Below are 23881 nucleotides of genomic sequence, written 5' to 3'. Positions count from 1 at the left end.
CCTCATGCCGACCCCCGCGCGCGTGCGAGCCGACGCGTGTCCCGGTGTTTTCGCCACTCACGACGCCGCCGACGGCCCGTTGGCGCGGGTCCGGCTGCCCGGCGGTGCGGTTTCCCCCGCGCAGCTGCGGGCGCTGGCCGACTGCGCGGACGCGTGCGGCGACGGCGACCTCCACCTCACCTCGCGGGGCAACGTCCAGCTGCGCGGCGTCACCCGGCCCGGCCTCGCCGCCCGGCTGACCGACGCGGGCCTGCTGCCGTCGCCGTCGCACGAGCGGGTCCGGAACGTGCTGGCGTCGCCGTTGAGCGGACTGACCGGTGGCCTCGCCGACGTCCGCGGGCTGGCTTTGTCGTTGGACCGCCTCCTGTGCGCGACACCGGAGCTGGCGTCACTGCCCGGACGGTTCCTCTTCGCCTTCGACGACGGCCGCGGTGACGTCGCCGGGGAAGGCGCCGACGTCTGCTGGCGCGCGACCGGGTCTTCTTCGGGAACCCTGCTGCTCGCGGGGGGCGACACTGGCCGCCGGGTGACTCGCGCTGACGCCGTCTCGACGCTGATCGGCGTCGCGCTGGAGTTCCTTCGGATCCGCGGGTCCGCTTGGCGGGTCGCCGAGCTCGACGACCCGGCGTGGCGCGGAACGCCGGTTCCCCGCGCGGACATCCCGGTGCCGGCCGGGATGATCTCGGAGTCCGTCGCGGGCGTGGTCCCGCGGTTCGGGCGGCTGTCGGCCGCGCAGGTGCGTGCGCTGGCGTCCTTCGGGCCGGCGGTGGTCACGCCGTGGAAGTCCCTGGTGCTGCCGGACGTGCCCGCCGACGTCTTCGAGCGGCTGGGTTTCGGCGGCGAGGCGCTCGGGACCAGCGCGTGCATCGGACGGCCGGGCTGCGCGAAGTCGCGGGCCGACGTCCGCGCCGACGCCGTGTTCCGGCCCGGCCTGCGCGCTCATTTCTCGGGCTGTGAACGGCGGTGCGGGAAGCCGTCACAGTCCCATGTGGACGTTGTCGCCGAGGCGGGCGGCTACCGGGTCGACGGCCGGTGGGTGCCGTTCGAAGAGCTGAAAGGAACCCTGTGATCGACTATCTGCGGGACGGTGCCGACATCTACCGGCATTCGTTCGCCACGATCCGCGAGGAGGCGGACCTGGCGATCCTGCCCGGCGACGTGGCCGGCCTGGCGGTCCGGATGATCCACGCCTGCGGCATGGTCGATCTGGTCGACGACCTGCGTTACACCCTCGACGTCGTGGAGTCCGGCCGCGCCGCGCTGGAGGCGGGGGCGCCGATCCTGTGCGACGCGCAGATGATCGCCAGCGGCGTCACCCGGCGTCGCCTGCCCGCGGGCAACGAAGTCGTCTGCACGCTGTCGGAGCCGAGCGTGCCCGGCCTCGCCGAGCGGATGGGCACGACGCGTTCGGCGGCGGCGCTGGAACTGTGGCGGGACAAGCTGCCCGGCTCGGTCGTCGCGATCGGCAACGCGCCCACGGCGTTGTTCCGCCTGCTGGAGATCCTCGACGAAGGCGTCGGCGCCCCCGCGGCGATCATCGGCGTGCCGGTGGGGTTCGTCGGCGCGATGGAGTCCAAAGTGGAATTGGCCAACCGGGCACCGGCGCCTTACCTGGTGGTGCACGGACGCCGTGGCGGCAGCGCGATGGCCGTCGCCGCGATCAACGCTCTTGCGAGCGCGGAAGAATGAGCACTGGGACGCTGTACGGCGTCGGGCTCGGCCCCGGCGATCCGGAACTGATGACGGTCAAGGCCGCGCGGCTGATCTCGGAAGCCTCGGTGATCGCGTACCACTGCGCGCGGCACGGTCGGAGCATCGCGCGGTCGGTGGCCGAGCCGTACCTGCGTGAGGGGCAGGTCGAGGAGAAGCTCGTCTACCCGGTCACGACCGAGACGACCGACCACCCGGGCGGCTACGAAGGCGCGATCGCCGACTTCTACGAGCTGAGCGCGAAGCGGCTCGCCGAGCACCTCGACGCGGGCCGCGACGTCGTCGTGCTCTGCGAAGGCGACCCGTTCTTCTACGGCTCGTACATGTACATGCACGAACGGCTTTCCGGCCGGTTCCCGGCGGTGGTCGTGCCGGGGGTGACGTCGGTGAGCGCGGCGTCGTCGGTGCTGGGCCGCCCGCTGGTCCAGCGCGACGAGGTGCTGACGATCCTGCCGGGCACGCTGCCCGCCCCGGAACTGGCCCGTCGCCTGGCCGACACCGACGCGGCGGCAGTTTTGAAGCTGGGGCGGACGTTCGGCTCGGTGCGGGAGGCGTTGGCGGAGGCCGGAAAGCTGGACGACGCGTTCTACATCGAGCGCGCGACGTGGGGGGAGCAGCGGATTTCGCCGTTGGCGGACGTTGATCCTTCGACGGTGCCGTACTTCTCGCTGGCTTTGCTGCCTTCGCCGGCCTACGCTTCCCGCCAGTCTCCCGTTGTTTCGCCGCCGGTGGACTCTTCCGGTGGCGAGGTGGTCGTCGTCGGCCTGGGCCCGGCGGGCCCGGAGTGGCTGACGCCGGAGGCTTCGGCGGAGCTTTCGGCCGTGGACCACGTCGTCGGGTACGGCCCGTACGTCGCGCGGGTGCCGCAGAAGGCGGGCCAGCAGCGGCACGCGTCGGGCAACCGGGTGGAGGCGGACCGGGCCCGCGATGCGTTGTCGCTGGCTGCTTCCGGAGCGCGTGTCGCGGTGGTGTCCTCGGGCGACCCGGGGGTGTTCGCGATGGCGTCGGCGGTGCTGGAGCAGGTGTCTTCGGGCCACGGTGCCGGCGTTCGCGTCCGGATCGTCCCGGGCGTGACGGCAGCGCAGGCCGCGGCGTCCCGGGTCGGCGCACCGCTGGGGCACGACTACTGCGTGCTCTCGCTGTCCGACCGGCTCAAGCCGTGGGAGATCATCGAGAAGCGCCTGGACGCGGCCGGCGCGGCGGACCTGGTGCTGGCGCTGTACAACCCGGCGTCCCGCACCCGCACGACCCAGCTGGCCGACGCCCGCTCTGTCCTGCTGCGGCACCGCGCGCCGTCGACCCCGGTGGTGGTGGCCCGGGACGTCGGTGGCCCGGAGGAGGACGTCCGGATCACCACGCTGGGCGACCTGGATCCGTCCACTGTGGACATGCGCTGCCTGCTGATCGTGGGCTCGTCGCGGACCCGAGCGGAGAACGGCATCGTCTGGACTCCCCGGAGTTACTGAAAGCCGTGAATGTCGCATTGAGGGACTTAGAGTCCCTCAATGCGACATTCACGGACCTTGTCAGCGGGTGGGGTCCTTGCCGTTCGGCTGGCTCGGGCCGGGGCCGGGTGACCACCAGCCTGGGACGGTCTTTTCCCCGTGGATCACCGTCGGGGCGATGCCCTCGGTGAACGGCTCGATCTGCAGCAGCTGGCCCCACGACTGGCTCGGCTGACCGATCAGGTAACTCGGCACCTCGGGTTCCTCGGCCAGCTCCTCCAGCCAGCCGATCGGCCCGCCGTTCGTCGAGGACGCCCACTCCGCCTCGTCCGCCAGGCCGCCTGCCGTGATGCGGTACTCCGGGACCTGGGAAATCCCGTCGTGGGACGTCACCGGCTGGGCGCACGGGTAGACGAACGACGCCGGCCAGTCGATGTACACCGGCTTCGACCCGATCTTGTCCGTCAGCGTCGTGAACGTCGGGACGCGCGGGGCCGACGCGGCGATCCAGCCGTCCTCCGTGAGGTCGTTGTCGACGATGTTGATGCGCACCGCGTTCGTCTCCGCGGGGAGGTCGCGCAGGTTGATGCGGGTGTCGTTCCAGCCGCCCGTGCCCGATCCCGGCGGCAGCACGAACTGGCTGCGCAGGATCTTCACGCCCTCCGGGGTGTTGACGCCGTAGTCGAGGCTGACCGACGTCGGCCGCCGGGGCGCGCCCGCCGTGGCCACCACCACCTGGCCGTCGCCCGGCTTCTCGGTCAGCGCGAACCAGTCGCTGCGCAGGCGGCCCGCGCGCGTCTCCGGGTCGAGGTAGCTCGACCACATCGGCACGTTCTCCGGCGTGAAGCCGTGCGGCGGCTCGGCGAGGGGGTCCTTGTCGTCGACCGGGCGGGTGTGGAACCCCGTCTGGACGCGGCCGTTGTCACGGTCGGGGTTGGGCAGCGGCGAGTTCTCCGGCGGCTTGGTCTCGTCGGCGACCGTGCGCTGCTCGGTCTGCGGGTGCAGGATGCTCGTCGCCGCGTCGCGCTCCACCATCACGTGGTCGGAGAGGTTGCAGCTCTGGCCGAACAGGTGCCCGACGTTCGCCGCGCCCAGGCTGTAGCTGCCGGCCTGGTTGTGGATCGCCCACGCCATCGTGACGAACTCGCCGCCCGCCACCAGGCCGCAGACCACCACCAGCGACAGCGACCCGAGCCGCAGCGCGCGCAACCGGCCTTCCTGCACCGGCGGCGCGGCGGTGGGCCGATGGGCCCGGACGTTCTCGACGAACGCGTAGATCCCCGCGATCGCGGCCGCCACCAGCAGGATCGTGGACAGCCCGATGCCGCCGATCGACGGCGCCACGTTCGTCCACTGGACGCCGAGGCGGGAGACGAACCAGTACGTGTTGGGCCCGGTCGCGGCGAGCGCGCCGACGACCAGCAGCCCGGCGAGGAACGCCGCGCGATTGCGTTTGGACCGCAGCACGGTCGAGCTCGTCGCGAGTGCCGTCAACGCCGCCATCGACGCGCCGACCGCGGCGAACGCGCCGAAGTGGTGCGTCCACTTCGTCGGCGTCAGCGCCAGGAGCAGGAAGAACAACGCCGTCGTGCCGATCAGGCGGCGTGCGGGGCCGAGCGACGCGCCCTGGATCCGGCCACGGCGCAGCAGCATCACCAGGCAGGTGGCCGTGCACAGCACGATCAGCAGCACCGGGAACCGGCGCGGCGCCGAGCCGTCCGGCAGGTCGGCGAACAACAGCTGGTAGCGCGCGAGCTCCTGGAACCACGACAGGTTCGGGCCGACCTGCGTGCGGATCCGCGTCGCCTCCTGGACCGTCGCGAACGTCTGGTCGGCGAACACCACGACCAGCACCAGCAGCCCGGCCGCGGCGACCGGCGCGAGCACCGGAAGCCAGCCGTTCTCGTTGGCACGCTGGCGGACCAGCTTGAACAGCGGGCGCGCGGCGACCAGGAACGGCGCCACCGCGATCAGCCCGGTCGGCGTCGCGGCCAGGGTGAACCCGGCCGCGGTCAGGCCGAGGCACAGTGGCAGCAGCCGCCGGGTCACCAGCGTCCGTTCGACGGCGCAGATCGCCAGCAGCGACCCGAGCGCGGCGACCGGTTCGGGGCGGACGCCGTTGTTGTAGGGCATCCACCAGACCAGGAACACCGTCGCCGCCGCCCAGCTGGCCGGGCGGCTGGTGCGGACCTGGGCGCCGAGGCGGGGCATGACCTCGCGGCTGATCAGCAGCCAGCACAGGACGCCGAGCAGGAACGACGGCAGGCGGATCCACGGCGGCACCACGCTGACGTGCGCCATCAGCTCGAACACGTGGTAGAACCAGCCGAACGGCGCCTCGGCGACGCCGAACCAGCGGTGGTAGTTCGTCAGGAACCCGGTCTGCTCGGTGACCCGCGCCATCGTCAGGATGTAGCCGTCGTCCGAGGTCACGGGCCCGATGAAGACCCACGCGCCGAGCGCGGCGATCACCGTCGCGTCCCGCAGCGTCAGCCGCCACCAGCCGACCGGCGCCCAGCGCGGCGCGCGGCGGGCGAAGCCGGAGTCGCGCCGCCAGACCGCGATCATGCAGCCGATCAGCGACAGGATGGCGACCACGCCGACGCCGACCTTCAGCGCGGTCGGCGACGTCTGGTAGCGCGTGTCCGGCACGATCGAGACGTGCAGGCCGGTGATCGGGTCCTTGCCCGAGTTGATCGAGGAGTAGATGCCGACCACGCGCGGCCGGACGTCGCCGCCGGTGTGGAAGATCGGCGTCCCGGCCACGGCGAGGGTCATCTGGGTCGCGTCGACGTCCAGCTCGACGTCGCACTTCTCGGCCGGCAGCGGCTGCTGGGCGATCTGCTGGCCCTGGCTGGAAGCGAACAGCACGCCGTTGTCGACGCGCAGCTGCAGGCCGACGCCCTTTCCGGCGTTCGGGTCGGTGCGCCCGTCCGGCACGGTGGCGAAGAGCAGACCGGGACCGTTCGTGCGGGCGTCGACCGAGCGGATGGCCGCGCACGGCAGCTCGGCGCGCAGGTCCTGGGCCCAGTACCCGGTCAAGGGCGCGTTGACGGAGCGGGTGTCGCTGCCGGTCGGCCAGACGACCTCCGCCGTGTCCTGCACCACCGGCAGGAAGGGGAAAGCCAGCGCGCACAAGGCCGAGAGCAACCCCAGCGCTACGGCAATCAGACGCATCGGCGCAACGCTAACGGGTCAGACCGAGGCGCTTTACGCAGACCCCGGGTCTCGCGGCGTGAACCGCCCGTGGTGTATCGCCGCGCTCAGGGGACGGCGGCTGCGCCAGCCGTGGCGCTCCAGGTCGGGCACGGTTTCGAGCCGGGTCACCGGGCCGACGCACAGCCACGCGAGCGGGCGCACGCCGGCGGGGATGCCGAGCAGGTCGCCGAGGAACGGTTCGCGGTAGAAGCTCACCCAGCCGACACCGAGGCCTTCGGCGGTCGCGGCCAGCCAGAGGTTCTGGATGGCCAGGCAGACCGAGTACAGGCCGGCGTCGGCGATCGCGTGCCGGCCCAGGACGTCGGGGGCGCCGCGCGCCGGGTCGTAGGTGACGACGATGCCGAGGCTCGACTCGAGGATGCCCTCGATCTTGATGTTCGCGAACGTGCCGGCGCGCTCCTCGCTGAGCTGGCCGGCGAAGACCTCGCGTTCCTCGTGGACGTGCTTCGCGAACCGCTCGCGGGTCGCGCGGTCGTCGACCAGCACGAAGTCCCACGGCTGCGTGAGCCCCACGCTGGGGGCGGCGTGCGCGGCCTCGAGGATCCTCGTCAGCGTCGCGTCGGGGATCGGCTCGCCGGTGAACTCGCCGCGGACGTCCCGGCGCTTGCGCAGGACCTCGTAGAACTCTTCGATCATCGCTTCAGGACCCAATCGACGGCTTCGGCTACGGTCTCGGCGCGCTCGGTGACGGGCCGCGGCGGCCGCCGGACCAGCAGCACGGGCACGCCCAGTTCGCGGGCTGCCGTGAGTTTGGCACTGGTGAGGTCGCCACCGGAATCCTTCGTGACGAGAACACCGACACCGTGGCGGGTGAGCAGTTCGCGCTCGCTGTCCACTTCGTACGGTCCGCGCGCGAGGAGCAGCTCGCGGTGCCGGGGCAACGGCGGCTCGGGCGGGTCGACGCAGCGGATCAGGAACCAGAGGTCGTCGAGGGGCGCGAAGGCGGGCAGCCCTTGGCGCCCGCTGGTCAGGAAGACGCGTTTGCCCAGGTCCGGAAGCTTTCGCGCGGCGTCGGCGAGGTCGTCCGCCCAGTGCCAGAGGTCGCCTTCGCCCGCTTGCCAGCCGGGCCGGGCGAGCCGCAGCAGCGGGACTTTCGTCAGTTCGGCGGCTTTCGCGGCGTTGGCGCCGATGCGCTCGGCGAAGGGGTGCGTCGCGTCCACGACAGCGCGTACGTCGTTCTCGCGCAGGTAGGCCGCGAGACCGTCCGGGCCGCCGAAGCCGCCTACGCGCACTTCGCCGACCGGGAGCCGTGGCCGCGCGACGCGTCCCGCCAGCGAAGACACGACGCGCACTCCGCGGTCTGTCAGCACCGAAGCGAGCTTCCGCGCTTCGCCTGTTCCGCCGAGGACGAGGATCACGAAGGACGTCCGTAACCGACAGCTTCGCGCCAGCGGTCGAGCGTCCGCATGTTGGCCAGCGTCTCCGCCCAGGTCAGCTCGGGCGCCTGCCGGTCACCGATGTGCGCGGCGACATGATCCGCTTCGCGCGCGAAGAGCCCCTGGCTCGCTTCGATCTCGATGACCTCGGGTTCTCCGTCGAGTGGGGTCAGGATGATCTGCGACGTCACGGGCTTGCGGAGCGCGTGGATCCACGCCGGGCGCGGCACGCTGAGCCGGCCTCGGCTGCCGTAGACGTGGATCCCGTCCTCCTGCGCCAGCCGGAAACCGCACGACAGCCGCGCGAGGATGTCACCCGGCAGCCGCAGCAGGCCGGTCGCGTACTCGTCGACGCCGGCCGCGGACAGCTTCGCCATCCCCGTCACCTCTTCGGGCTCGACGACGTCGACGCCGAGCGCGGCCTGCGCGACCAGCCTCGCCAGCGACGTGCAGTAGCAGCCGACGTCGAGGATCCCGCCGCCGCCGAGCGCGAGGTCCCCGAGCCGATCGACCTCGGTTTCTTCGACGTCGTAACTGAAGGTCACGTCGACCGCGCGCACCTCGCCGATCGCGCCCGACGAGATCAGCTCGGCCAGCCGCCGCGTCTGCGGGTGCAGCCGGTACATGAACGCCTCCATCAGGAAGACGTCCTGCTTGCGGGCCGCGGCGATGACCTCTTCGGCGTCGGCGGCCGTGACCGTCAGCGGCTTCTCGCAGAGCACGTGCTTGCCCGCTTCGGCCGCCGCGATGGCCCATTCCTTGTGCATTGGATGGGGCGTCGAGACGTAGACCGCGTCGATCTCCGGGTCGGCGAGGAGGTCTTCGTAGCTGCCGTAGGCCTTCGGGATCTCGAAGCGCGTCGCGAATTCCCGGGCCCGGTCGGCGGACCGCGCGGCGACGGCGGTCAACACGCCGTGCTTGCTCTCGTCGACGCCCGCGGCGAACTCGGCGGCGATCGTTCCGGCGGCCAGCAGCCCCCAGCGCAGTTCCGTCACAACGACTCCGGTTGGTTCGCCCGGTCGCGGGCACTGGAATAGAGGAAACTGTCCGGAAACCCGGCGGCGGCGAGCACCCGGCCGACGAAGATGGTCGCCGCCCGCGTCATCCCGGCCTCCCGCACCAGCTCGGGCAGTTCGGCGAGCACCCCGCGCACGACGGTTTCGCCAGGCTGGCTCGCGAGCGCCACGACGGCGACCGGGCAGTCGGCGCCGTAGTGCGGGGTGAGCTCATCGGTGACCCGTTCGACGTGGTTGATCGCCAGGTGCAGCGCGAGGGTCGCCCCGGTGGCGGCGAACGCGGCGAGGGTTTCGCCCGGCGGCATCGCGGTCGACCGGGCCTGGACGCGCGTGATGATCAGGCTCTGGCCGACCTCGGGCACGGTCAGCTCCCGCCCGAGCACCGCGGCCGACGCGGCAAAGGCAGGCACGCCGGGGACGACCTCGTAGGGCACCCCGGCGACGTCGAGCCGCCGCACCTGTTCGGCGACGGCGCTGTAGAGCGACGGGTCGCCGGAGCACAACCGCACGACGTCCTGCCCGGCCTGGTGCGCTTCGACGAGCCTCTCGACGATCTGCTCCAGGCTCAGCCCGGCCGTGTCGACCTGCTCGGCGTCGGGGCAGTACGCGAGCAGATCGGGCGGGGTCATGCTGCCGGGGTAGAGGCAGACGCCGCAGCGTTCAAGCAGGCCGCGCCCGCGCACGGTGATCAGGTCCGCGGCCCCGGGGCCGGCACCGACGAAGTACACGGTCACCGGCTGCTCCCCGGGGTGTGGTTTGTGATGGCGTGGCCGGACGGTTGCCGTACTCCTGGCGTGCGGGCTGGGGTGCTGTCGCCGGTCGCTGGACGTACCCCACAGGTGTGGGCTTCGACGGCGCAACCGGTCGTTGGCTGTGCCTCAGGCGCGTGGGATGCGGCGGGGTGGCCGACGGGTTGCCGTTGCTCGCGCGCGCAGGCGGCGCAACCAGTCGTTGGCCGCGCTTCGCGGACGTAAGCCCCGGCGGTGTGCCCGGTTGGTCGTCGTTGCCCGCGGGTGCGGGTTGCGGTGGTGCAGCTGGACGGTCGCCGTGCCCCGTCGGTGCGGGCGCAACCGGCCGCTCGTCGCCCCGCGCGGGTGTGGGCTGCGGTGACGCAGCCTGCCGGTCGCCGCTGATCGCAGGTAGGCGTGGCGTGGCCGGGCGTCGGCCGCCTCCCGGGAATGCGGTCCCAGGCCGCGGCAAGGCCGGTCATTGGCTGCTCCACTGCGTGACCGTCCGCGCCGGCGTCCAGCCGGTGAAGCCGCCCAGGGGCGCGGCTCGTTCGACCGCGATCCGCAGCAGCTCGCCGCCGTACTGCTCGTACGCGCGGGCCAGCACCTGCTCGGCCTCCAGCGTGACTCCGTGCGCCACCACTCGGGCGCCTGTGGCCAGGCACGCGTCGAGGACACCCGGCAGCGTCACCCCGCCGCCGATGAAGACGGCGTCCGGTTCGGGTAGTGCGCTCAGCGCTTCGGGTGCTTCTCCGGTCACCACCTCCAGTTCCGGTACTCCCAGGTCCACCGCGTTGCGGCCGATCCGCTCGGCGCGCTCGGGCTCACGCTCGATCGCGATCGCGCGGTTCAGCCCGTGCATCCGCGACCATTCGATGCCGACGCTGCCCGCGCCCGCCCCGACGTCCCACAGCAGTTCGCCGGGGGTCGGGGCGAGGCGGGCCAACGCCGAAACCCGCAGGTCGCGCTTCGTCAGCTGGCCGTCGTGGGCGTACACGTCGTCCGGGATGCCGATCAGGGGCAGCGCCGGGCCGGTGCACTCCAGCGCGAACACCGTCAGCGGACCGGGATCGCCGGTCCAGCCGTCGGAGATGCGCTCTTCGGGCCCGCCCAGGTTCTCCAGCGCGAACAGCTCGCTCTCGCCATAACCCCGCACGGTGAGCAAGGAGCGCAGAGCCGCCGCGTCGGCACCCAGCACGAGCACTCGCCGGAACGGCGCCAGCACCCGGGCCACGCGCGCCGACGATCGGCCGACGAGGGTCACCACCTCGGTCTCCTCGGCGGACCAGCCCAGCCGGGCCCGGGCCAGTGTCACCGACGAGAGCGCGGGCAGCGCCTCGACTTCGTATCCATGGGCCACCAGCGTAGAACCCACCCCCGACAAAAACGGATCCCCGCTGGCCAGGACGCACACACGCCGGCCTTCGTGCTCGGCGAGCAGCGCGTCGAGCCCGGGCAGCAACGGCGACGGCCAGGCCACGGCCGGCACGTCCGGAGGCAGATACCCGAGCTGCCGCGGCGCGCCGATGACGACATCGGCGCCGAGCACCAGGGCCTGGGCCTGTTCGGACAGGCCGGGCCAGCCGTCGGCCCCGATCCCCACCACGGTCAGGCGTCGCGGGGGAGGCCTTTCGCCGGCCGGTGGACGTGATTCTTCGCGCACGATTTCCCACCCTAAGCGAGGCGGGCGCTGTGCGATGATCGGCTGGTCGCCGACCTCCGCCGCTGAAGGAGCGCTGTTGAAGCCGTATCCGTTCACCGCCGTCGTCGGGATGCCGGACCTGCGCCTCGCGCTGATCCTGTCCTCGATCTCGCCCGCCGTGGGCGGAGTGCTGGTGCGGGGCGAGAAGGGCACCGCGAAGTCGACGATGGTCCGCGCGCTCGCCGGTCTCCTGCCGGGCGTCGACGTCGTCGACGGCTGCCGCTTTTCGTGTGATCCCGCGGCGCCCGACCCGGCCTGCCCGGACGGCCCGCACGACGGCGCGAGCAGTCACCGGCGTCCCGCACGGCTGGTCGAACTGCCCGTCGGCGCGGCCGAAGACCGCGTCGTCGGCTCGCTGAACCTGGAGAAGGCGCTGGCCGAAGGCGTCACGGACTACCAGCCCGGCCTGCTCGCCGCCGCGCACCGCGGGCTGCTGTACGTCGACGAGGTCAACCTGCTGCACGACCACCTCGTCGACACCCTGCTCGACGCCGCCGCGATGGGCCAGGCGACCGTCGAGCGCGAGGGCGTCTCGGTGTCGCACGCGGCGCGGTTCGTGCTGATCGGCACCATGAACCCCGAGGAAGGCGAGCTGCGCCCGCAGCTGCTGGACCGGTTCGGCCTGACCGTCGAAGTCGCCTCCAGCCGCGACCCGGAGCAGCGCGTCGAGGTCGTCCGCCGTCGCCTGGCCTACGAAGCCGACCCGGACGCCTTCGCTGCTGGTTACGCCGACGAAGACACCCGCCTGGCCGAGGAAATCGAGTCCGCGCAACGGCTTCTGCCCGCCGTCAAGCTGCCCGACGACGCGCTGCGGCAGATCGCCGAGATCTGCGCGTCGTTCGAGGTCGACGGCATGCGCGCGGACATCGTCACCGCGCGCGCCGCGGTCGCGCACGCCGCCTGGGCCGGCCGCGACGAGGTGACCACCGAAGACGTCCGCGTCGCCGCGCGGCTCGCGTTGCCGCACCGGCGCCGCCGCAACCCGTTCGACGCGCCCGGAATCTCCGAAGAGCAGCTGGAGCAGGCGCTTCAGGACGCCCAGCCGCCCGAGCCCGGCCCCGAAGACGACGGCCCCGGCAGCGGTTCGACGCCGCCCGAAGCGCCGCAGGAAGGTCCCCCAGAAGTTCCTCAGGGTGACGCGCCGCAGGGCCAACCCCAGCAGCAACAGGGCGGGCCGCAAAAGACCGTCGGCGCCGGGGAGACGTTCAAGGCCCGCGTGTTCCGCGTCAAGGGCATGGGTGAGGGCGAGCGCGGACGCCGGTCGCGCGCGATCACCGACAGCGGGCGCACCATCGGCGTCCAGCCCCCGAGCGTCCGGGACGGCCGGCCGCACCTGGTCGCCACCGTCAAAGCCGCGGCGCCGCACCAGAAAGCCCGCGGCCGCGAGGGCGCCGGGCTGAAGATGCGGCGGCAGGACCTGCGGTTCGCGCTGCGCGAAGGCCGTGAAGGCAACCTCGTGCTGTTCTGCGTGGACGCGTCGGGCTCGATGGGTGCGAAGGCCCGCATGCGCGAGGTCAAGTCCGCGGTGCTGTCGCTGCTGCTCGACGCCTACCAGCGCCGCGACAAGGTCGGGCTCGTCACTTTCCGCGGTGACTCCGCCGAACTCGCGCTGCCGCCGACGATCAGCGTCGACGCGGCCGCGTCCCGCCTCGAAGGCCTGCCGACCGGCGGCCGCACGCCGCTGGCCGAAGGACTTCTGGAAGCCGCGCGAGTCCTGCGGGTCGAAGAGATCCGCGATCCGCGACGCCGTCCGCTGCTGGTCGTCGTCACCGACGGCCGCGCCACCAGCGGCGCGAACGCCGTCGCCCGCGCCCAGGCCGCGGCCGGGCTGCTCACCGGTGTCACGACCGTGGTGATGGACTGCGAGAGCGGCAGGATGCGCCTCGGTCTCGCCGCGGATCTGGCCGCGCACCTCGGCGGCGAGCACGTGCCGCTGGCCGACGTCGCGGCGGAGTCCCTCGCCGACGCCGTCCGCGCGCGCACCGCGGGAAGGGCTGCCTGATGCCGCAGGGGAAACCGGAAGTCGTCCCGAAGGACGGGCTGACCACGCGCCAGCGCCGCAACCGGCCGCTGCTCGCCGTGCACACCGGCGACATGAAGGGCAAGTCGACCGCGGCGTTCGGAATGGCGCTGCGCGCCTGGAACCAGGGCTGGTCGATCGGCGTGTTCCAGTTCGTCAAGTCGGCGAAGTGGCGCGTCGGCGAGGAAGCCGCGTTCCGCGCGCTGGGCAAGCTGCACGACGACACCGGCGAGGGCGGCCCCGTCGAGTGGCACAAGATGGGCGAGGGCTGGAGCTGGGCGCGCAAGTCCGGCACCGACGAGGACCACGCGACGAACGCGCGCGAAGGTTGGGCGGAGATCAAGCGAAGGCTCGCCGCCGAGACGCACGACTTCTACGTCCTCGACGAGTTCTCCTACCTGCTCAAGTGGGGCTGGCTGGAGGTCGACGACGTCGTGTCCACTTTGGTCGATCGGCCGGGCCACCAGCACGTGGTCATCACCGGCCGGTACGCGCCGCCGGAGCTGGTCGAAGCCGCGGACCTGGTCGCCGAGATGACCAAGGTCAAGCACCCGATGGACGCCGGCCAAAAGGGGCAGCGGGGGATCGAATGGTAGCGCGTGTGGTGATCGCCGCGCCCGGTTCCGGGCACGGCAAGACCACCGTCGCCGCCGGCCTGATGGCGGCCCTGCGCGCGGCCGGGCACCGGGTGTCCGGGCACAAGGTCGGCCCCGACTTCATCGACCCGAGTTACCACGCCCTGGCGACCGGGCGTCCGGCCCGCAACCTCGACCCGTTCCTGCAGGGTGAGGACACGCTGATCCCGTTGCTGCGCCACGGTTCCCGCGACGCGGACATCGCGGTGATCGAGGGCGTGATGGGCTTGTTCGACGGCGCTTTGGGTACCGAAGGCTACGCGTCGACCGCGCACGTGGCGCGGCTGCTGGACGCGCCGGTGGTGCTGGTGGTCGACGCTTCGGCGGCCTCGCGCAGCGTCGCGGCGACCGTGCTCGGGTTCGCCTCTTACGACACGCGGGTGCGGCTGGCCGGCGTCATCCTCAACAAACTGGGTTCGCAGCGGCACCTCGACGAGATCGCGTCCGCGCTGGAGGCGACCGGCGTTCCGCTGCTGGGTGCGTTGTACCGCAACGAAGAGATCCACGCGCCGAGCCGTCACCTCGGGCTCGTGCCCGCGGCGGAACGGGCCTCGGAGGCCGAGCGGGTGCTACCGTCGCTCGCCGCGTGGGTCACCGAGGGTGTCGACCTCGAGGCGATCGTCCGGATCGCGTCGGGTGCGTCGCGGCTTTCGGCTCCGATGTGGGAACCGTCCGGTGTGGACGGTCCGCGCGTGACGGTCGCGGCCGCGGGCGGGGCGGCGTTCACCTTCCGCTACACCGAGAACATCGAGCTGCTCGCGGCGTGCGGGGTCGACGTCGTGGACGTCGACCCGTTGCGGGACAGGACGTTGCCGGACGGCTGCGCCGGGCTGTACTTCGGCGGCGGGTTCCCCGAGGTGCACGCGGCCGAGCTGTCCGCGAACACGGCGTTGCGCGCCGAGGTGGCGAAGGCGGTCGACCGCGGGATGCCGGTCAGCGCGGAATGCGCCGGGCTCCTGTACCTGTGCCAGTCGCTGGACGGCGTGCCGATGGTCGGTGCGGTGCCGGCCGACGCCAAGATGACGGCGCGGGGCAAGCTCGGCTACCGGCGCGCGGTCGCCGTCGAGGACAACGTGGTGGCCACGGCCGGTCAGCGCGTCACCGGGCACGAGTTCCACCGCACGGAAGTCACGCCGTCGCACGGTGTTTCGGCGGCCTGGGGCTGGGACCGGCAGCTGGACGGCTTCGCGTCGCCGACGCTGCACGCGTCCTACCTGCACGTCCACTGGGCCGGCTACCCCGAACTGGCGCAGCGGTTCGCGTCGAGCGTCCGCGCCTTCGCCCATGGGTGACTACGACCTGCACCACCACGGCGACCGCGAGGTCGGGCCGGGGCTGGTGGACCTCGCGGTGAACGTCCGGTTGCCGCGACCGCCGTCGTGGCTGCGGGCCGAGCTGGCGTCCGCTTTGGACACTCTCGCGGCCTACCCTTCCGCTGTCGAGGCAACTTCCGCCGTGGCGGCACGGCACGGCCGTTCCCCATCGGAGGTGCTGGTCACCGCTGGTGCCGCGGAGGCGTTCACGCTGCTGACGTCGGCGCTGCGGCCGCGTCACGCGGTCGTCGTGCACCCGCAGTTCACCGAACCAGAGGCGGCGTTGCGGGCCGCCGGACACGCGGTCTCGCGCGTGGTCTTGTCCGAAGTGGACGGGTTTGCGCTCGATCCGGCCGCGGTGCCCGAGGACGCGGATCTGGTGTTCGTCGGCAACCCGACGAACCCGACGTCGGTGCTTCACCCGGCCTCTTCCCTGCGTGCGCTGGCCCGGCCTGGTCGGTTGCTGGTCGTCGACGAGGCGTTCCTGGACGCGGTCCCCGGTGAGGTCGAGAGCCTGGCTTCCGGCTGTCCCGGTGTCGTGGTTCTGCGCAGCCTGACGAAGACCTGGGGTCTGGCGGGGTTGCGGGCGGGTTATGTGCTGGCCGAACCTGCCGTGGTCGAGCGGCTGCGAGCGGTTCAGGTGCCGTGGTCGGTGTCCACTTTGGCCGGTGTCGCGACGGTGGCGTGCTGCCGTCCGTCCGCTTTGGAGGAAGCCGAAAAGCTTGCTGTGGCGGCGGAATCGGACCGTGAGTACCTGGTGTCCGGCCTGGCCGCGGTGGGGATTCCCGTGCTGGGTGAACCGCGTGGCCCGTTCGTGCTGGTGCGCGTGCCCGGTGGCGCCGACGTTCGGCTGCGGTTGCGTGAGGCGGGCTACGCGGTCCGCCGCGGCGACACGTTCCCGGGGCTGGGGCCGGACCACCTGCGCCTGGCGGTGCGCGACCGCGAGGTGACGGACGCCTTTCTCACGGCACTACGCAGATGTGTTTGAACGACGTCGCGTCGCGGCGGACCAGGAAGTTCACCTCGTGGGTGACTGGATCGTGACGGCGGCGACCAGAGCGCCGGGCGGGAGGTCTCAGGTCGACAGCGCGAGCAACGCGGCCGCGACGCCGGCTTCGACGCCCGCGCCGAGGACGTCGCCGGTGACGCCGCCGAGCCGCTTGGTGCAGCGCCAGAGAAGCGCCGCGGCGACGGCGTAGGCCAGCAGCACCGCCAGCGGCCCGCGCCACCAGGCCAGGCCCGGCGCGAATGCGGCCAACGCGGCCGCGACCAGGGCCACGGCTGCTGCGGCGGCCTTGGGCACCGAGCCCGCGACGGTCGCGCCGAGCCCCTCCGGCCGGGCCGGCGGGACGCCTTTCGCGCAGGACATCGACAGCGTGCAGCGCCCGGCGAGCACCGCCACGACGGCTGCCGCGATGCCGTGGTCCGCGGTGATCGCCCCGGCGAGCGCGCCGACCTGGACGAGCAGGACGAACACCAGCGTCGCGACCCCGGTCGGCCCCGAGTCGCCGCGGCGCATGACGTCGAGGGCCTTGGCGCGGTCGTAGGAGGCACCGAGGCCGTCGGCGGTGTCGGCGAGCCCGTCGAGGTGCAGGCCGCGGCTGCCGAGCGCGACGGCGCCGAGCGCCAGCCCGGCAGTGGCGAGGGCGGGCAGGTGGACGGCCTGCCCGGCGACGACCACCAGCGCGGCCGCCGCGGCCAGCGGAATCGCGGCGAGCGGCGCGAGCAGCATGGCGCCCCCGGCGACGCGCCGATCGATGACGCGTGGCGCCGGGACGGGCACGGTGGTCAGCGTCCCGGCGGCCATTCGCGCGGCATCACCCCAGCGGCTCAAGCCAGGTCCGCCAGCAGGCCCATTTCCGCGAGGATCGCCCGGGCCGCGCGCAGCGTCGGGATCGCTTGCACGGCGCCGCTGCCTTCGCCCAGCCGCAGCCCCAGGTCCAGGATCGGTTCCAGGCCCAGCGCCTTCAGCGCGAACGCCTGCGACGGCTCCGTCGAGCGGTGCCCGGCCAGCCACCACTGCTCCGCGCCCGGTGCGATGTCGCGGGCCACCAAGGCCGCCGCGCCCGAGAAGACGCCGTCCAGGACCACCGGGATGCCGTGGACCGCCGCCTGGACCAGGAACCCGGCCGTCGCCGCCATGCACGCGCTGCCCAGCGCCGTCAGGCGCTCGAACGGGTCCTCCACGCGGCCCGCGGTGCGCGTCAGCGCCGCCGAGACCGCCGCCGTCTTGCGGTCCAGGCCCGCCGCGTCGACGCCCGTCCCGGTGCCGACCACCTCGGCGGCCGGCAAGCCGAGCGAAGCCGCGACCAGGGCCGCGCACATCGCCGTGTTGCCGATGCCCATGTCACCCGGGATCAGCACGTCCGCGTCGCGTTCTTCGTCCGCGATCGCGCGGCCCGCGTCGAACGCTGCCCGCGCTTCGCCCGGCTCCAGGGCATCCTCGACGTCGATCGAGCCCGAGCCGCGGCGGATCTTGTGGGCCGTCACGTCCGCGGGGACGTCCGAGCCGTCCCAGTCGACGCCGATGTCGGCGACCCGCACCTTGGCGCCGACCTGCGCGGCCAGCACGTTCACGCCGCTCTTGCCGGCGAGGAACACCCGCACCATCGCCGCGGTCACCTCGCGCGGGTACGCCGAGAGCGCGGACACGCCGTGGTCGCCCGCGAAGACGACCACACGGACGTCGTCCAGCGGGCGCGGCGGCACGCTGCCGTGCGCCGCGGCCAGCCAGGCGGCGATCTCCTCCAGCCTGCCCAGCGAGCCGAGCGGCTTGACCAGGCCGTCGAGCCGCTCGAGCGCGGCGGCGCGGGCGGCGGGGTTGGGCACGGGTACGTCGAACACGGGGCGCCTCCGGTTACAGGTCGAGCACCCGGCCCGCGACGACCAGCTGAACCCGGTCGGCGTCGGCGGACACCCGGTTGTTGAGTGCGCCCAGCACATCACGGAACAGCCGTCCGGACGAGGTTGCGGGCACCACACCACTGCCGACTTCGTTGCTGACCGCGACCACCGGCACCCGCGCCGCGGCCCACGCGGCCAGGAAGTCCTCGAGCCGGTCGTCCAGCCGGTGCTCCCAGCCGCGCTTCTGCTCCCACGCGCCGACGTCGTCCAGCACCCGCGAGAGCCAGGTGCCGAGGCAGTCGATCAGCAGCGGTTCGGTCGCTTTCCGGAGGGTGCCCGCGAGGTCCGTGGTCTCGACGGTCTTCCAGTTCGACGGCCGCCGCGCCTGGTGCGCGGCCACCCGGGCGGCCCATTCGGGGTCGTCGTCGCTCGCGGGCAGGCCGGGCGCGACGTAGACGAGGTGCGGGTGGCGGGCGACGAGCCGCTCGGCGTGCCGTGACTTCCCCGAGCGGACCCCGCCGAGGACGAGCACCTTTCCTTCGTCGCGTCCGTACCGGCGAAGGGCGCGGGCCAGGTTCTCCAGATACCCGGCGAGCCGGTGCGTCAGCTTGGTCATACCGGGCATTGTGGTGCACGCGCTAACGTGCGCCACGTGCCACTCCGTCTAGGGACAACCGCGGCCGGACTCGTTACCGGATATGTCGCCGACGCACTGTTCGGTGACCCCCGTCAGGGGCATCCGGTCGCGATCTTCGGCACCGCCGCGGCAGCGCTCGAACGCCGCATGTGGGCTGACTCGAAGGCGCGCGGAGCCGCGTACGCGGGCTTGTGCGCCTTCGCAGCTGTCGGCCTCGGCGCCACGCTTCAGACCGCGACGCGGCGACGCTCCTTCGCGCGCTTCGCGGCCACTACCGTCTGTACGTGGGTCGTTCTCGGCGGACGCGGTCTCGCGGACGAAGGCGCGGAGATGGCGAAGCTGCTCGAAGCGGGCGAAGTGCCTTCGGCGCGTCAGCGGCTCTCGCACCTCTGCGCGCGCGACGCGACGACGCTCGGGTCCGCCGAGCTGACCCGCGCGGCCACCGAGTCGATCGCGGAGAACACGTCGGACGCCGTGGTCGCGCCGCTGTTCTGGGGAGCGGTCGCCGGGCTACCCGGCCTGCTCGGCTACCGCGCGCTCAACACGCTCGACGCCATGGTCGGCTACCGCTCGCCGCGCTACCGCGAGTTCGGCTGGGCCGCGGCGCGCGCCGACGACCTGGCGAACCTGGCGCCGTCCCGGCTCGGAGCCGCACTGACAGCGGTGTGCGCGCCTCTCGCCGGTGGGCGTTCGCGGGCGGCTTGGCGGGTCTGGCGACGCGACGGCGGACTGCACCCGAGCCCGAACGCGGGTCAGGTGGAGGCGGCGTTCGCGGGTGCGTTGGACATCCGGCTGGGGGGTACGAACAGCTACGGCGGTGAGGTCGAGCGCCGGGCTCGGCTGGGCGAGGGACGTGATCCCGAGCCGGTCGACCTGCGGCGGGCGGTGCGACTGTCCCGCCTGGTCGGGCTCGCCGCGGTCATGGTCGCCGCGGTGGCAGCCCCCACCACTCCCTGGGGGGCGGCCCCTGTCCAGTCTATCGGGGTGAGGACCGGCGGAAGGGCCGCTCGGCGATCTGTGGACAACTCGGCCGACGCCGCCGCGGCTGTGGACAACTCCGGGGGTGCCCGGTGAGCGGCCTGCTCGTCGCGGGGACGACGTCCGATGCCGGGAAGAGCCTCGTCACCTCCGGGATCTGCCGGTGGCTCGCCCGGCGCGGGGTGCGGGTTGCGCCGTTCAAGGCGCAGAACATGTCCAACAACTCGATGGTCTGCGCCGACGGTGCCGAGATCGGGCGTGCCCAGTGGTTGCAGGCGCGGGCGGCCCGCGTCGAGCCCGAGGCCGCCATGAATCCCGTCCTGCTCAAGCCCGGCAGTGATCGGCGCAGTCACGTCGTCGCGCTCGGGAAGCCCTTCGGGACGCTCGAAGCGGGGGAGTACGCGACCGGGCGGGCCGGTCTCGCCGAGATCGCCTTCGGCGCGTTCGAGGATCTCAGCGCGCGCTACGACGTCGTCGTCTGCGAAGGCGCCGGCAGCCCCGCGGAGATCAACCTGCGCGGCGGCGACTACGTCAATCTGGGGCTGGCGCGGCGGTTCGGGCTGCCCGTGCTCGTGGTCGGCGACATCGATCGCGGCGGGGTGCTCGCCGCGATGTTCGGCACCCTCGCGCTGCTCTCGGCCGAGGACCAGGCGCTCGTCGCGGGCTGGGTGGTCAACAAGTTCCGCGGCGACGTCGGCCTGCTGCGTCCGGGGCTGGACAGCCTCGAGAAGGTCACCGGCCGGCCCGTGCTGGGCGTGCTGCCCTGGCTCGACCGGGTGTGGATCGACTCCGAGGACGCCCTGGCCGCGGCCGGCTGGCGCCGGGAGGCCCATCGCGGCGGCTTGAGCGTGGCGGTGGTCCGCTTCCCGCGCGCGTCCAACGCCACCGACGTCGACGCCCTCGCCGCCGAACCCGGCGTCACGGTGTCCCTGACCGCCGACCCGGACACGGTCGCGGCGGCGGACGTCGTGGTGCTGCCCGGCTCCCGCGCCACGGTCGACGACCTGGCCTGGCTGCGCGCCCGCGGCCTCGATGCGGCCCTGGCGGCCCGGGTGGCGGCCGGGAAGCCGGTCCTCGGCATCTGCGGTGGTTACCAGATGCTCGCGGAGTCCATTGTGGACGACGTCGAGTCCGGCGCGGGCGAGGTCACGGGCCTGGGCCTGCTGCCGGCCCGGGTCACGTTCGCCGAGGAGAAGGTGCTCGCGCGTCCGTCGGGTGAGTGGCGCGGCACCCCCGTCGAGGCCTACGAGATCCACCACGGCTCGGTGACGGCGTCCGCGCCCCTGGAGTCCTTTCTGGACGGTCACCGGTCCGGCGCGGTCTGGGGAACCCTGTGGCACGGCGCGTTCGAGAACGACGCGTTCCGCCGCGCGTGGCTCACCGAGGCGGCGGCGCAGGCGGGCGTCGCGTGGACGCCGTCACCGGACGCGCCGGGCTTCGCCGACCTGCGTGAGGACATGCTGGACCGGCTGGCGGACGCCGTCGACGAGCACCTCGACACGGCGGCGCTGCTCACCTTGCTGGAGCTGGGGGCGCCGAAGGGCCTGCCGTTCGTGCCGCCCGGCGCGCCCTAGCCGTCACGGCCCGACGTGCTCGGTGAGCTTGCCGCTCGCCTTGCCGAAGGTGCAGGTCGCCTTCCGGGCCCCGGCACGCCAGGACGACTCGGTCGGGACGTGCGCGCGGAACTCGAGGCCGGGCGGCGGGGCGCCGTCGGTGAAGGACGCGGGCCCCGCAGCGTGGCGAGGCCCGGGTGGGACTCCTCCCCGTTACCGACGTCGACCTGCTCGGCGATCTGCTCGTCGCAGGCCATCCGGATCACGTTGCCGCCGTCCGCGTCGGCGCCCAGGCAGTCGCCGACCGCCATGCCGCTGACGTAGTCCGGGTCGGCCGCTCGCCCGGCGGTCGCCGGCCCGTTGCCGCTCCGGATCCCGAAGCCGAACGCGAACGGGACCAGCTCCAGCAGCGCCATGACGAACACCGTGATCGCGAACCCGTCGGTCCCGGCGGACTCGACGGGTCCGCCGACCGTCGTCTGGCTGTGGTTGGACAGCGTCGAGCGCGTGTCACCGAACAAGATTTCCCCAGAGGAGCGGCGCCGCTTCCGTGATCACGAAACGGCGGCGGCCGGGGCCTTCCTGTTCAGCGACTTCTCCGCGAGGGCACCGAAAGACAGGCCCAGGGCCAGCCAGAGCGTCGCCTGCGTGCCGACCGAGGCCGTGCGGAAGCGCCAGAGGGTCGACGCCGGGAACGCCGCCGGGATCTCGTCGACCACCGGCATCAGCCACGCCACCAGGGCGACCACCACGACGTAACCCACCGCCGCGAGGAGGAAGCCGTTCAGCGCGCCGAAGCGGTCGGCGAGCTTGCGGCCGAACACCGTCGCCAGGATGCCCGCGAGCAGCGACACCGCGACGAACCCGAAGTACAGCTCGGTGCGCGAGCCGATCGTGCCCGGCTGGCCCACCGCGGGCGGGTTGGCCGGGTACTTCAGGAACGGGATCAGGAACACCACGGCGAACGCGCCGCCGGTGAGCAGCAACGCCGTCACGCGCGGCCGCAGGTTGCCGAGCCGGCCTTGGGCGAACGCGAAGGCGAGCGAGAGCAGGCCACCGATCGCGACGGCGTAGACCAGCACCCCCGCCAGCAGCCCGACGGTGCTCTGGATGTCCCGCGGGACGAGCTCCTCTTCGGGCGCTTCGGCGGCCTGGCCGGTGTCGGCGGTCCCGGCGCCGTGGGCGTGGTCGTGCGAGAGGGTCCCTTCGAGGCCGATGGACGCGTCGACCGGCGGCTCACCGAAGGCGTAGGCGAAACCGAACGCGAGCACGCCGGCGATCAGGCCCGCGAGCATGCCGCGGACCAGCAGGGTCTTCATCATGGGAGAACGTGCCGCCGATCAGTGGCAGGGGAAGGCCAGCAGGTGCCGGCCGTCGTGCACGAACTCGTGGACGTACATGTTCGCGAAGATCGAGGTGGCGCCCTGTTCGGCGCTCACGAAGTAGACCGCGATCAAGGCGAGGAGCACCACGAACACTGCCCACGGGACGATCTCACGAAGCGGGATCCGGACGGGGAGCGGAACGGCGGGAACTGCCGCTTGCGACATGGTGGGGGCCTCCTCGGGCTTTCGCGGCCTCATCGGGGTTCATACGACGGTCCGGGTCTGGCTTCCCCCTCGTGGGGGTCACAGTGGCGCGACCGCGCGGACTTGCACCGCGTTCCGGAATTCGTCGTCTTGCCGGTTGAGCGTAGGGCCGCACTTCCGGGTCCGTCAATGTGACAATGCGCCGGTGACTCGAATGGTGGCGGCCCTCGATGTGGGCGGTACGACGATCAAGGCGGCGCTGCTCGACGAGCAGCTGCAGCCGAAGGCGACGCTGCGGGCCGAGACGGCGCGCAGCGCGGACGGCACGGCGCTCGCCGCGCAGGTGGCACAGATCGTGGCTTCGTTGTCGGAGCAGGCCGGTACGGGCACGCCCGCGGCGGTCGGCGTGGTGGTGCCCGGGATCGTCGACGAGGAGACCCGGATCTGCCACTTCTCGGCCAACCTCGACTGGCGCGAGGTCCACTTCGGCGAGCTGCTGGAGGACCGGGTCGGGCTCCCGGTGGCGTTCGGGCACGACGTCACCGCGGGCGGCATCGCCGAGTTCCGCGTCGGCGCCGGGCAGGGGGTGCGGAACGCGGCGTTCATCCCGGTCGGCACCGGGATCGCGGCCGCGCTGCTGCTCGACGGCCGGATCCACCGCGCGGGCGGGCAGGCGGGCGAGGTCGGCCACATCGACGTCGGCCACTCGCTGAAGTGCGGCTGCGGGGCGATCGGCTGCCTGGAGGCGATCTCGTCGGCGGCGGCGATCGCCCGCCGCTACACCGAACGCACGGGCCGCCCGGCCGACGGCGCCCGCGAGGTGGTGGAGCTGGCCCGCCACGGCGACGAGGTGGCGGAGGAGGTGGTGCAGGACGCCCTGGACGGCCTCGGCCACGGCATCCGCACCCTGCTGACGCTGCTCGGCCCGGAGGTGATCGTCCTGGGCGGCGGCCTGTTCACGGCGGCGGACTACGTCCTCGAGCCGGTGCGCGCCTGGCTGGCCTCGCACCTGACGTTCCAGAAGATGCCGGAACTGCGGATCGCGAAGCTGGGGGACGAGGCGGGCCGGCTGGGCGCGGGGCTGCTGGCCTTGGACCGGCTGGACGGCTGAGCCGGTGGGGCGCGGTGGATGCGGAAGTGGACAGAACCTGGACAGCTTCCGCGTTCCGCTCGATC

General features: G+C 72.9%; 22 protein-coding genes. 10 read left to right on the top strand and 12 right to left on the bottom strand.

Annotated elements, in window-relative coordinates:
- The first annotated feature begins 4 nt into the window (after window positions 1-4).
- Genes ACGFMK_RS13580 through ACGFMK_RS13570 form a run of 3 tightly spaced genes read left to right on the top strand, consistent with a single transcriptional unit; the run spans window position 5 to window position 3176 of the window.
- Window positions 5-1069: a precorrin-3B synthase gene (locus tag ACGFMK_RS13580; RefSeq protein WP_392761794.1), complete on the top strand. Its 1065-nt coding sequence runs from the start codon at window positions 5-7 to the stop codon at window positions 1067-1069.
- Window positions 1066-1689, top strand: coding sequence for a precorrin-8X methylmutase (locus tag ACGFMK_RS13575; RefSeq protein ID WP_392761791.1), 624 nt, complete (start codon window positions 1066-1068; stop codon window positions 1687-1689). Before ACGFMK_RS13580 ends, ACGFMK_RS13575 begins: the two co-directional genes overlap by 4 nt.
- The gene (locus ACGFMK_RS13570) at window positions 1686-3176 is read left to right on the top strand and encodes a precorrin-2 C(20)-methyltransferase (RefSeq protein WP_392761789.1); all 1491 of its coding nucleotides are present in this window, start codon (window positions 1686-1688) and stop codon (window positions 3174-3176) included. The genes ACGFMK_RS13575 and ACGFMK_RS13570 overlap by 4 nt, the downstream gene beginning before the upstream one ends.
- A gap of 60 nt (window positions 3177-3236) precedes the next feature.
- Here the strand turns inward: ACGFMK_RS13570 and ACGFMK_RS13565 are convergent, their stop codons facing one another.
- From ACGFMK_RS13565 to cbiE, 6 genes are all read right to left on the bottom strand, one after another.
- Window positions 3237-6332, bottom strand: a complete 3096-nt coding sequence (locus ACGFMK_RS13565) for an arabinosyltransferase domain-containing protein (RefSeq protein ID WP_392761787.1) — start codon at window positions 6330-6332, stop codon at window positions 3237-3239.
- 33 nt (window positions 6333-6365) lie between these two features.
- A complete protein-coding gene (bluB, locus tag ACGFMK_RS13560; RefSeq protein ID WP_392761784.1) occupies window positions 6366-7010 on the bottom strand; it encodes a 5,6-dimethylbenzimidazole synthase in 645 nt (214 codons plus the stop codon).
- A complete protein-coding gene (locus tag ACGFMK_RS13555) occupies window positions 7007-7732 on the bottom strand; it encodes a cobalt-precorrin-6A reductase (RefSeq protein ID WP_392761781.1) in 726 nt (241 codons plus the stop codon). Before ACGFMK_RS13555 ends, bluB begins: the two co-directional genes overlap by 4 nt.
- Window positions 7729-8745 carry a Gfo/Idh/MocA family protein gene (locus ACGFMK_RS13550; RefSeq protein WP_392761778.1) on the bottom strand — a complete coding sequence of 339 codons (1017 nt, stop codon included), beginning with the start codon at window positions 8743-8745 and terminating at the stop codon, window positions 7729-7731. The genes ACGFMK_RS13555 and ACGFMK_RS13550 overlap by 4 nt, the downstream gene beginning before the upstream one ends.
- Entirely contained in the window at window positions 8742-9500 is a 759-nt protein-coding gene (gene cobM / locus ACGFMK_RS13545) for a precorrin-4 C(11)-methyltransferase (protein ID WP_392761776.1), read from the bottom strand. Before cobM ends, ACGFMK_RS13550 begins: the two co-directional genes overlap by 4 nt.
- A gap of 472 nt (window positions 9501-9972) precedes the next feature.
- A complete protein-coding gene (cbiE, locus tag ACGFMK_RS13540) occupies window positions 9973-11100 on the bottom strand; it encodes a precorrin-6y C5,15-methyltransferase (decarboxylating) subunit CbiE (RefSeq protein WP_392761974.1) in 1128 nt (375 codons plus the stop codon).
- 133 nt (window positions 11101-11233) lie between these two features.
- On the opposite strand from cbiE, the gene ACGFMK_RS13535 reads away from it, so the two are divergent.
- From ACGFMK_RS13535 to cobC, 4 genes are read left to right on the top strand one after another with little or no spacing between them, the layout of a single operon-like run.
- Window positions 11234-13198, top strand: coding sequence for a putative cobaltochelatase (locus tag ACGFMK_RS13535; RefSeq protein WP_392761773.1), 1965 nt, complete (start codon window positions 11234-11236; stop codon window positions 13196-13198).
- Window positions 13198-13812, top strand: coding sequence for a cob(I)yrinic acid a,c-diamide adenosyltransferase (cobO, locus tag ACGFMK_RS13530; RefSeq protein WP_392761771.1), 615 nt, complete (start codon window positions 13198-13200; stop codon window positions 13810-13812). Before ACGFMK_RS13535 ends, cobO begins: the two co-directional genes overlap by 1 nt.
- Window positions 13806-15143 carry a cobyrinate a,c-diamide synthase gene (locus ACGFMK_RS13525; RefSeq protein ID WP_392761768.1) on the top strand — a complete coding sequence of 446 codons (1338 nt, stop codon included), beginning with the start codon at window positions 13806-13808 and terminating at the stop codon, window positions 15141-15143. The genes cobO and ACGFMK_RS13525 overlap by 7 nt, the downstream gene beginning before the upstream one ends.
- Complete coding sequence (gene cobC, locus ACGFMK_RS13520; RefSeq protein WP_392761765.1) at window positions 15136-16152, top strand: Rv2231c family pyridoxal phosphate-dependent protein CobC; 1017 nt, start codon at window positions 15136-15138, stop codon at window positions 16150-16152. The genes ACGFMK_RS13525 and cobC overlap by 8 nt, the downstream gene beginning before the upstream one ends.
- An 87-nt stretch (window positions 16153-16239) precedes the next feature.
- On the opposite strand, the gene ACGFMK_RS13515 is transcribed toward cobC, so the two are convergent.
- Genes ACGFMK_RS13515 through ACGFMK_RS13505 form a run of 3 tightly spaced genes read right to left on the bottom strand, consistent with a single transcriptional unit; the run spans window position 16240 to window position 18624 of the window.
- A complete protein-coding gene (locus tag ACGFMK_RS13515) occupies window positions 16240-16971 on the bottom strand; it encodes an adenosylcobinamide-GDP ribazoletransferase (protein WP_392761763.1) in 732 nt (243 codons plus the stop codon).
- 23 nt (window positions 16972-16994) lie between these two features.
- Window positions 16995-18008 (bottom strand): nicotinate-nucleotide--dimethylbenzimidazole phosphoribosyltransferase, encoded by a 1014-nt coding sequence (gene cobT / locus ACGFMK_RS13510; protein WP_392761760.1) that lies wholly within the window; start codon window positions 18006-18008, stop codon window positions 16995-16997.
- A 13-nt stretch (window positions 18009-18021) separates the two neighbouring features.
- On the bottom strand, window positions 18022-18624 hold the full coding sequence (locus tag ACGFMK_RS13505) for a bifunctional adenosylcobinamide kinase/adenosylcobinamide-phosphate guanylyltransferase (protein ID WP_392761758.1): 603 nt from the start codon (window positions 18622-18624) through the stop codon (window positions 18022-18024).
- A gap of 36 nt (window positions 18625-18660) precedes the next feature.
- Here ACGFMK_RS13505 and ACGFMK_RS13500 point away from each other — a divergent pair, with 36 nt between their 5' ends.
- Both ACGFMK_RS13500 and ACGFMK_RS13495 read left to right on the top strand, forming a co-directional pair.
- On the top strand, window positions 18661-19719 hold the full coding sequence (locus tag ACGFMK_RS13500; RefSeq protein WP_392761755.1) for a cobalamin biosynthesis protein: 1059 nt from the start codon (window positions 18661-18663) through the stop codon (window positions 19717-19719).
- Complete coding sequence (locus ACGFMK_RS13495; RefSeq protein ID WP_392761753.1) at window positions 19716-21197, top strand: cobyric acid synthase; 1482 nt, start codon at window positions 19716-19718, stop codon at window positions 21195-21197. The genes ACGFMK_RS13500 and ACGFMK_RS13495 overlap by 4 nt, the downstream gene beginning before the upstream one ends.
- On the opposite strand, the gene ACGFMK_RS13490 is transcribed toward ACGFMK_RS13495, so the two are convergent.
- The 3 genes from ACGFMK_RS13490 to ACGFMK_RS13480 are packed head-to-tail and all read right to left on the bottom strand — an operon-like array spanning window position 21194 to window position 22726.
- Complete coding sequence (locus tag ACGFMK_RS13490) at window positions 21194-21697, bottom strand: hypothetical protein (RefSeq protein WP_392761750.1); 504 nt, start codon at window positions 21695-21697, stop codon at window positions 21194-21196. The two genes, ACGFMK_RS13495 and ACGFMK_RS13490, sit on opposite strands and share 4 nt — an antisense overlap.
- A 33-nt stretch (window positions 21698-21730) precedes the next feature.
- A complete protein-coding gene (locus ACGFMK_RS13485) occupies window positions 21731-22498 on the bottom strand; it encodes a CbtA family protein (protein WP_392761748.1) in 768 nt (255 codons plus the stop codon).
- An 18-nt stretch (window positions 22499-22516) separates the two neighbouring features.
- Entirely contained in the window at window positions 22517-22726 is a 210-nt protein-coding gene (locus tag ACGFMK_RS13480; protein WP_392761745.1) for a CbtB-domain containing protein, read from the bottom strand.
- 193 nt (window positions 22727-22919) lie between these two features.
- Between ACGFMK_RS13480 and ACGFMK_RS13475 the strand changes: the two genes are divergently transcribed.
- On the top strand, window positions 22920-23816 hold the full coding sequence (locus ACGFMK_RS13475; protein WP_392761972.1) for an ROK family protein: 897 nt from the start codon (window positions 22920-22922) through the stop codon (window positions 23814-23816).
- Window positions 23817-23881 lie beyond the last annotated feature (65 nt).

Origin of the sequence: Amycolatopsis sp. NPDC049252 (assembly GCF_043197175.1) — a bacterium.
Taxonomy (GTDB): domain Bacteria; phylum Actinomycetota; class Actinomycetes; order Mycobacteriales; family Pseudonocardiaceae; genus Amycolatopsis.
Note: the sequence above shows the minus strand (reverse complement) of the source record. Positions and strands in the feature narration are given on the sequence as shown.

Coding starts and splice junctions, on each gene's coding strand:
- ACGFMK_RS13580 (WP_392761794.1), top strand. CDS start 5: ATGCCGACCCCCGCGCGCGTGCGAGCCGACGCGTGTCCCGGTGTTTTC.
- ACGFMK_RS13570 (WP_392761789.1), top strand. CDS start 1,686: ATGAGCACTGGGACGCTGTACGGCGTCGGGCTCGGCCCCGGCGATCCG.
- ACGFMK_RS13565 (WP_392761787.1), bottom strand. CDS start 6,332: ATGCGTCTGATTGCCGTAGCGCTGGGGTTGCTCTCGGCCTTGTGCGCG.
- bluB (WP_392761784.1), bottom strand. CDS start 7,010: ATGATCGAAGAGTTCTACGAGGTCCTGCGCAAGCGCCGGGACGTCCGC.
- cobO (WP_392761771.1), top strand. CDS start 13,198: ATGCCGCAGGGGAAACCGGAAGTCGTCCCGAAGGACGGGCTGACCACG.
- ACGFMK_RS13525 (WP_392761768.1), top strand. CDS start 13,806: ATGGTAGCGCGTGTGGTGATCGCCGCGCCCGGTTCCGGGCACGGCAAG.
- cobC (WP_392761765.1), top strand. CDS start 15,136: ATGGGTGACTACGACCTGCACCACCACGGCGACCGCGAGGTCGGGCCG.
- ACGFMK_RS13515 (WP_392761763.1), bottom strand. CDS start 16,971: ATGGCCGCCGGGACGCTGACCACCGTGCCCGTCCCGGCGCCACGCGTC.
- ACGFMK_RS13505 (WP_392761758.1), bottom strand. CDS start 18,624: ATGACCAAGCTGACGCACCGGCTCGCCGGGTATCTGGAGAACCTGGCC.
- ACGFMK_RS13485 (WP_392761748.1), bottom strand. CDS start 22,498: ATGATGAAGACCCTGCTGGTCCGCGGCATGCTCGCGGGCCTGATCGCC.
- ACGFMK_RS13480 (WP_392761745.1), bottom strand. CDS start 22,726: ATGTCGCAAGCGGCAGTTCCCGCCGTTCCGCTCCCCGTCCGGATCCCG.
- ACGFMK_RS13475 (WP_392761972.1), top strand. CDS start 22,920: ATGGTGGCGGCCCTCGATGTGGGCGGTACGACGATCAAGGCGGCGCTG.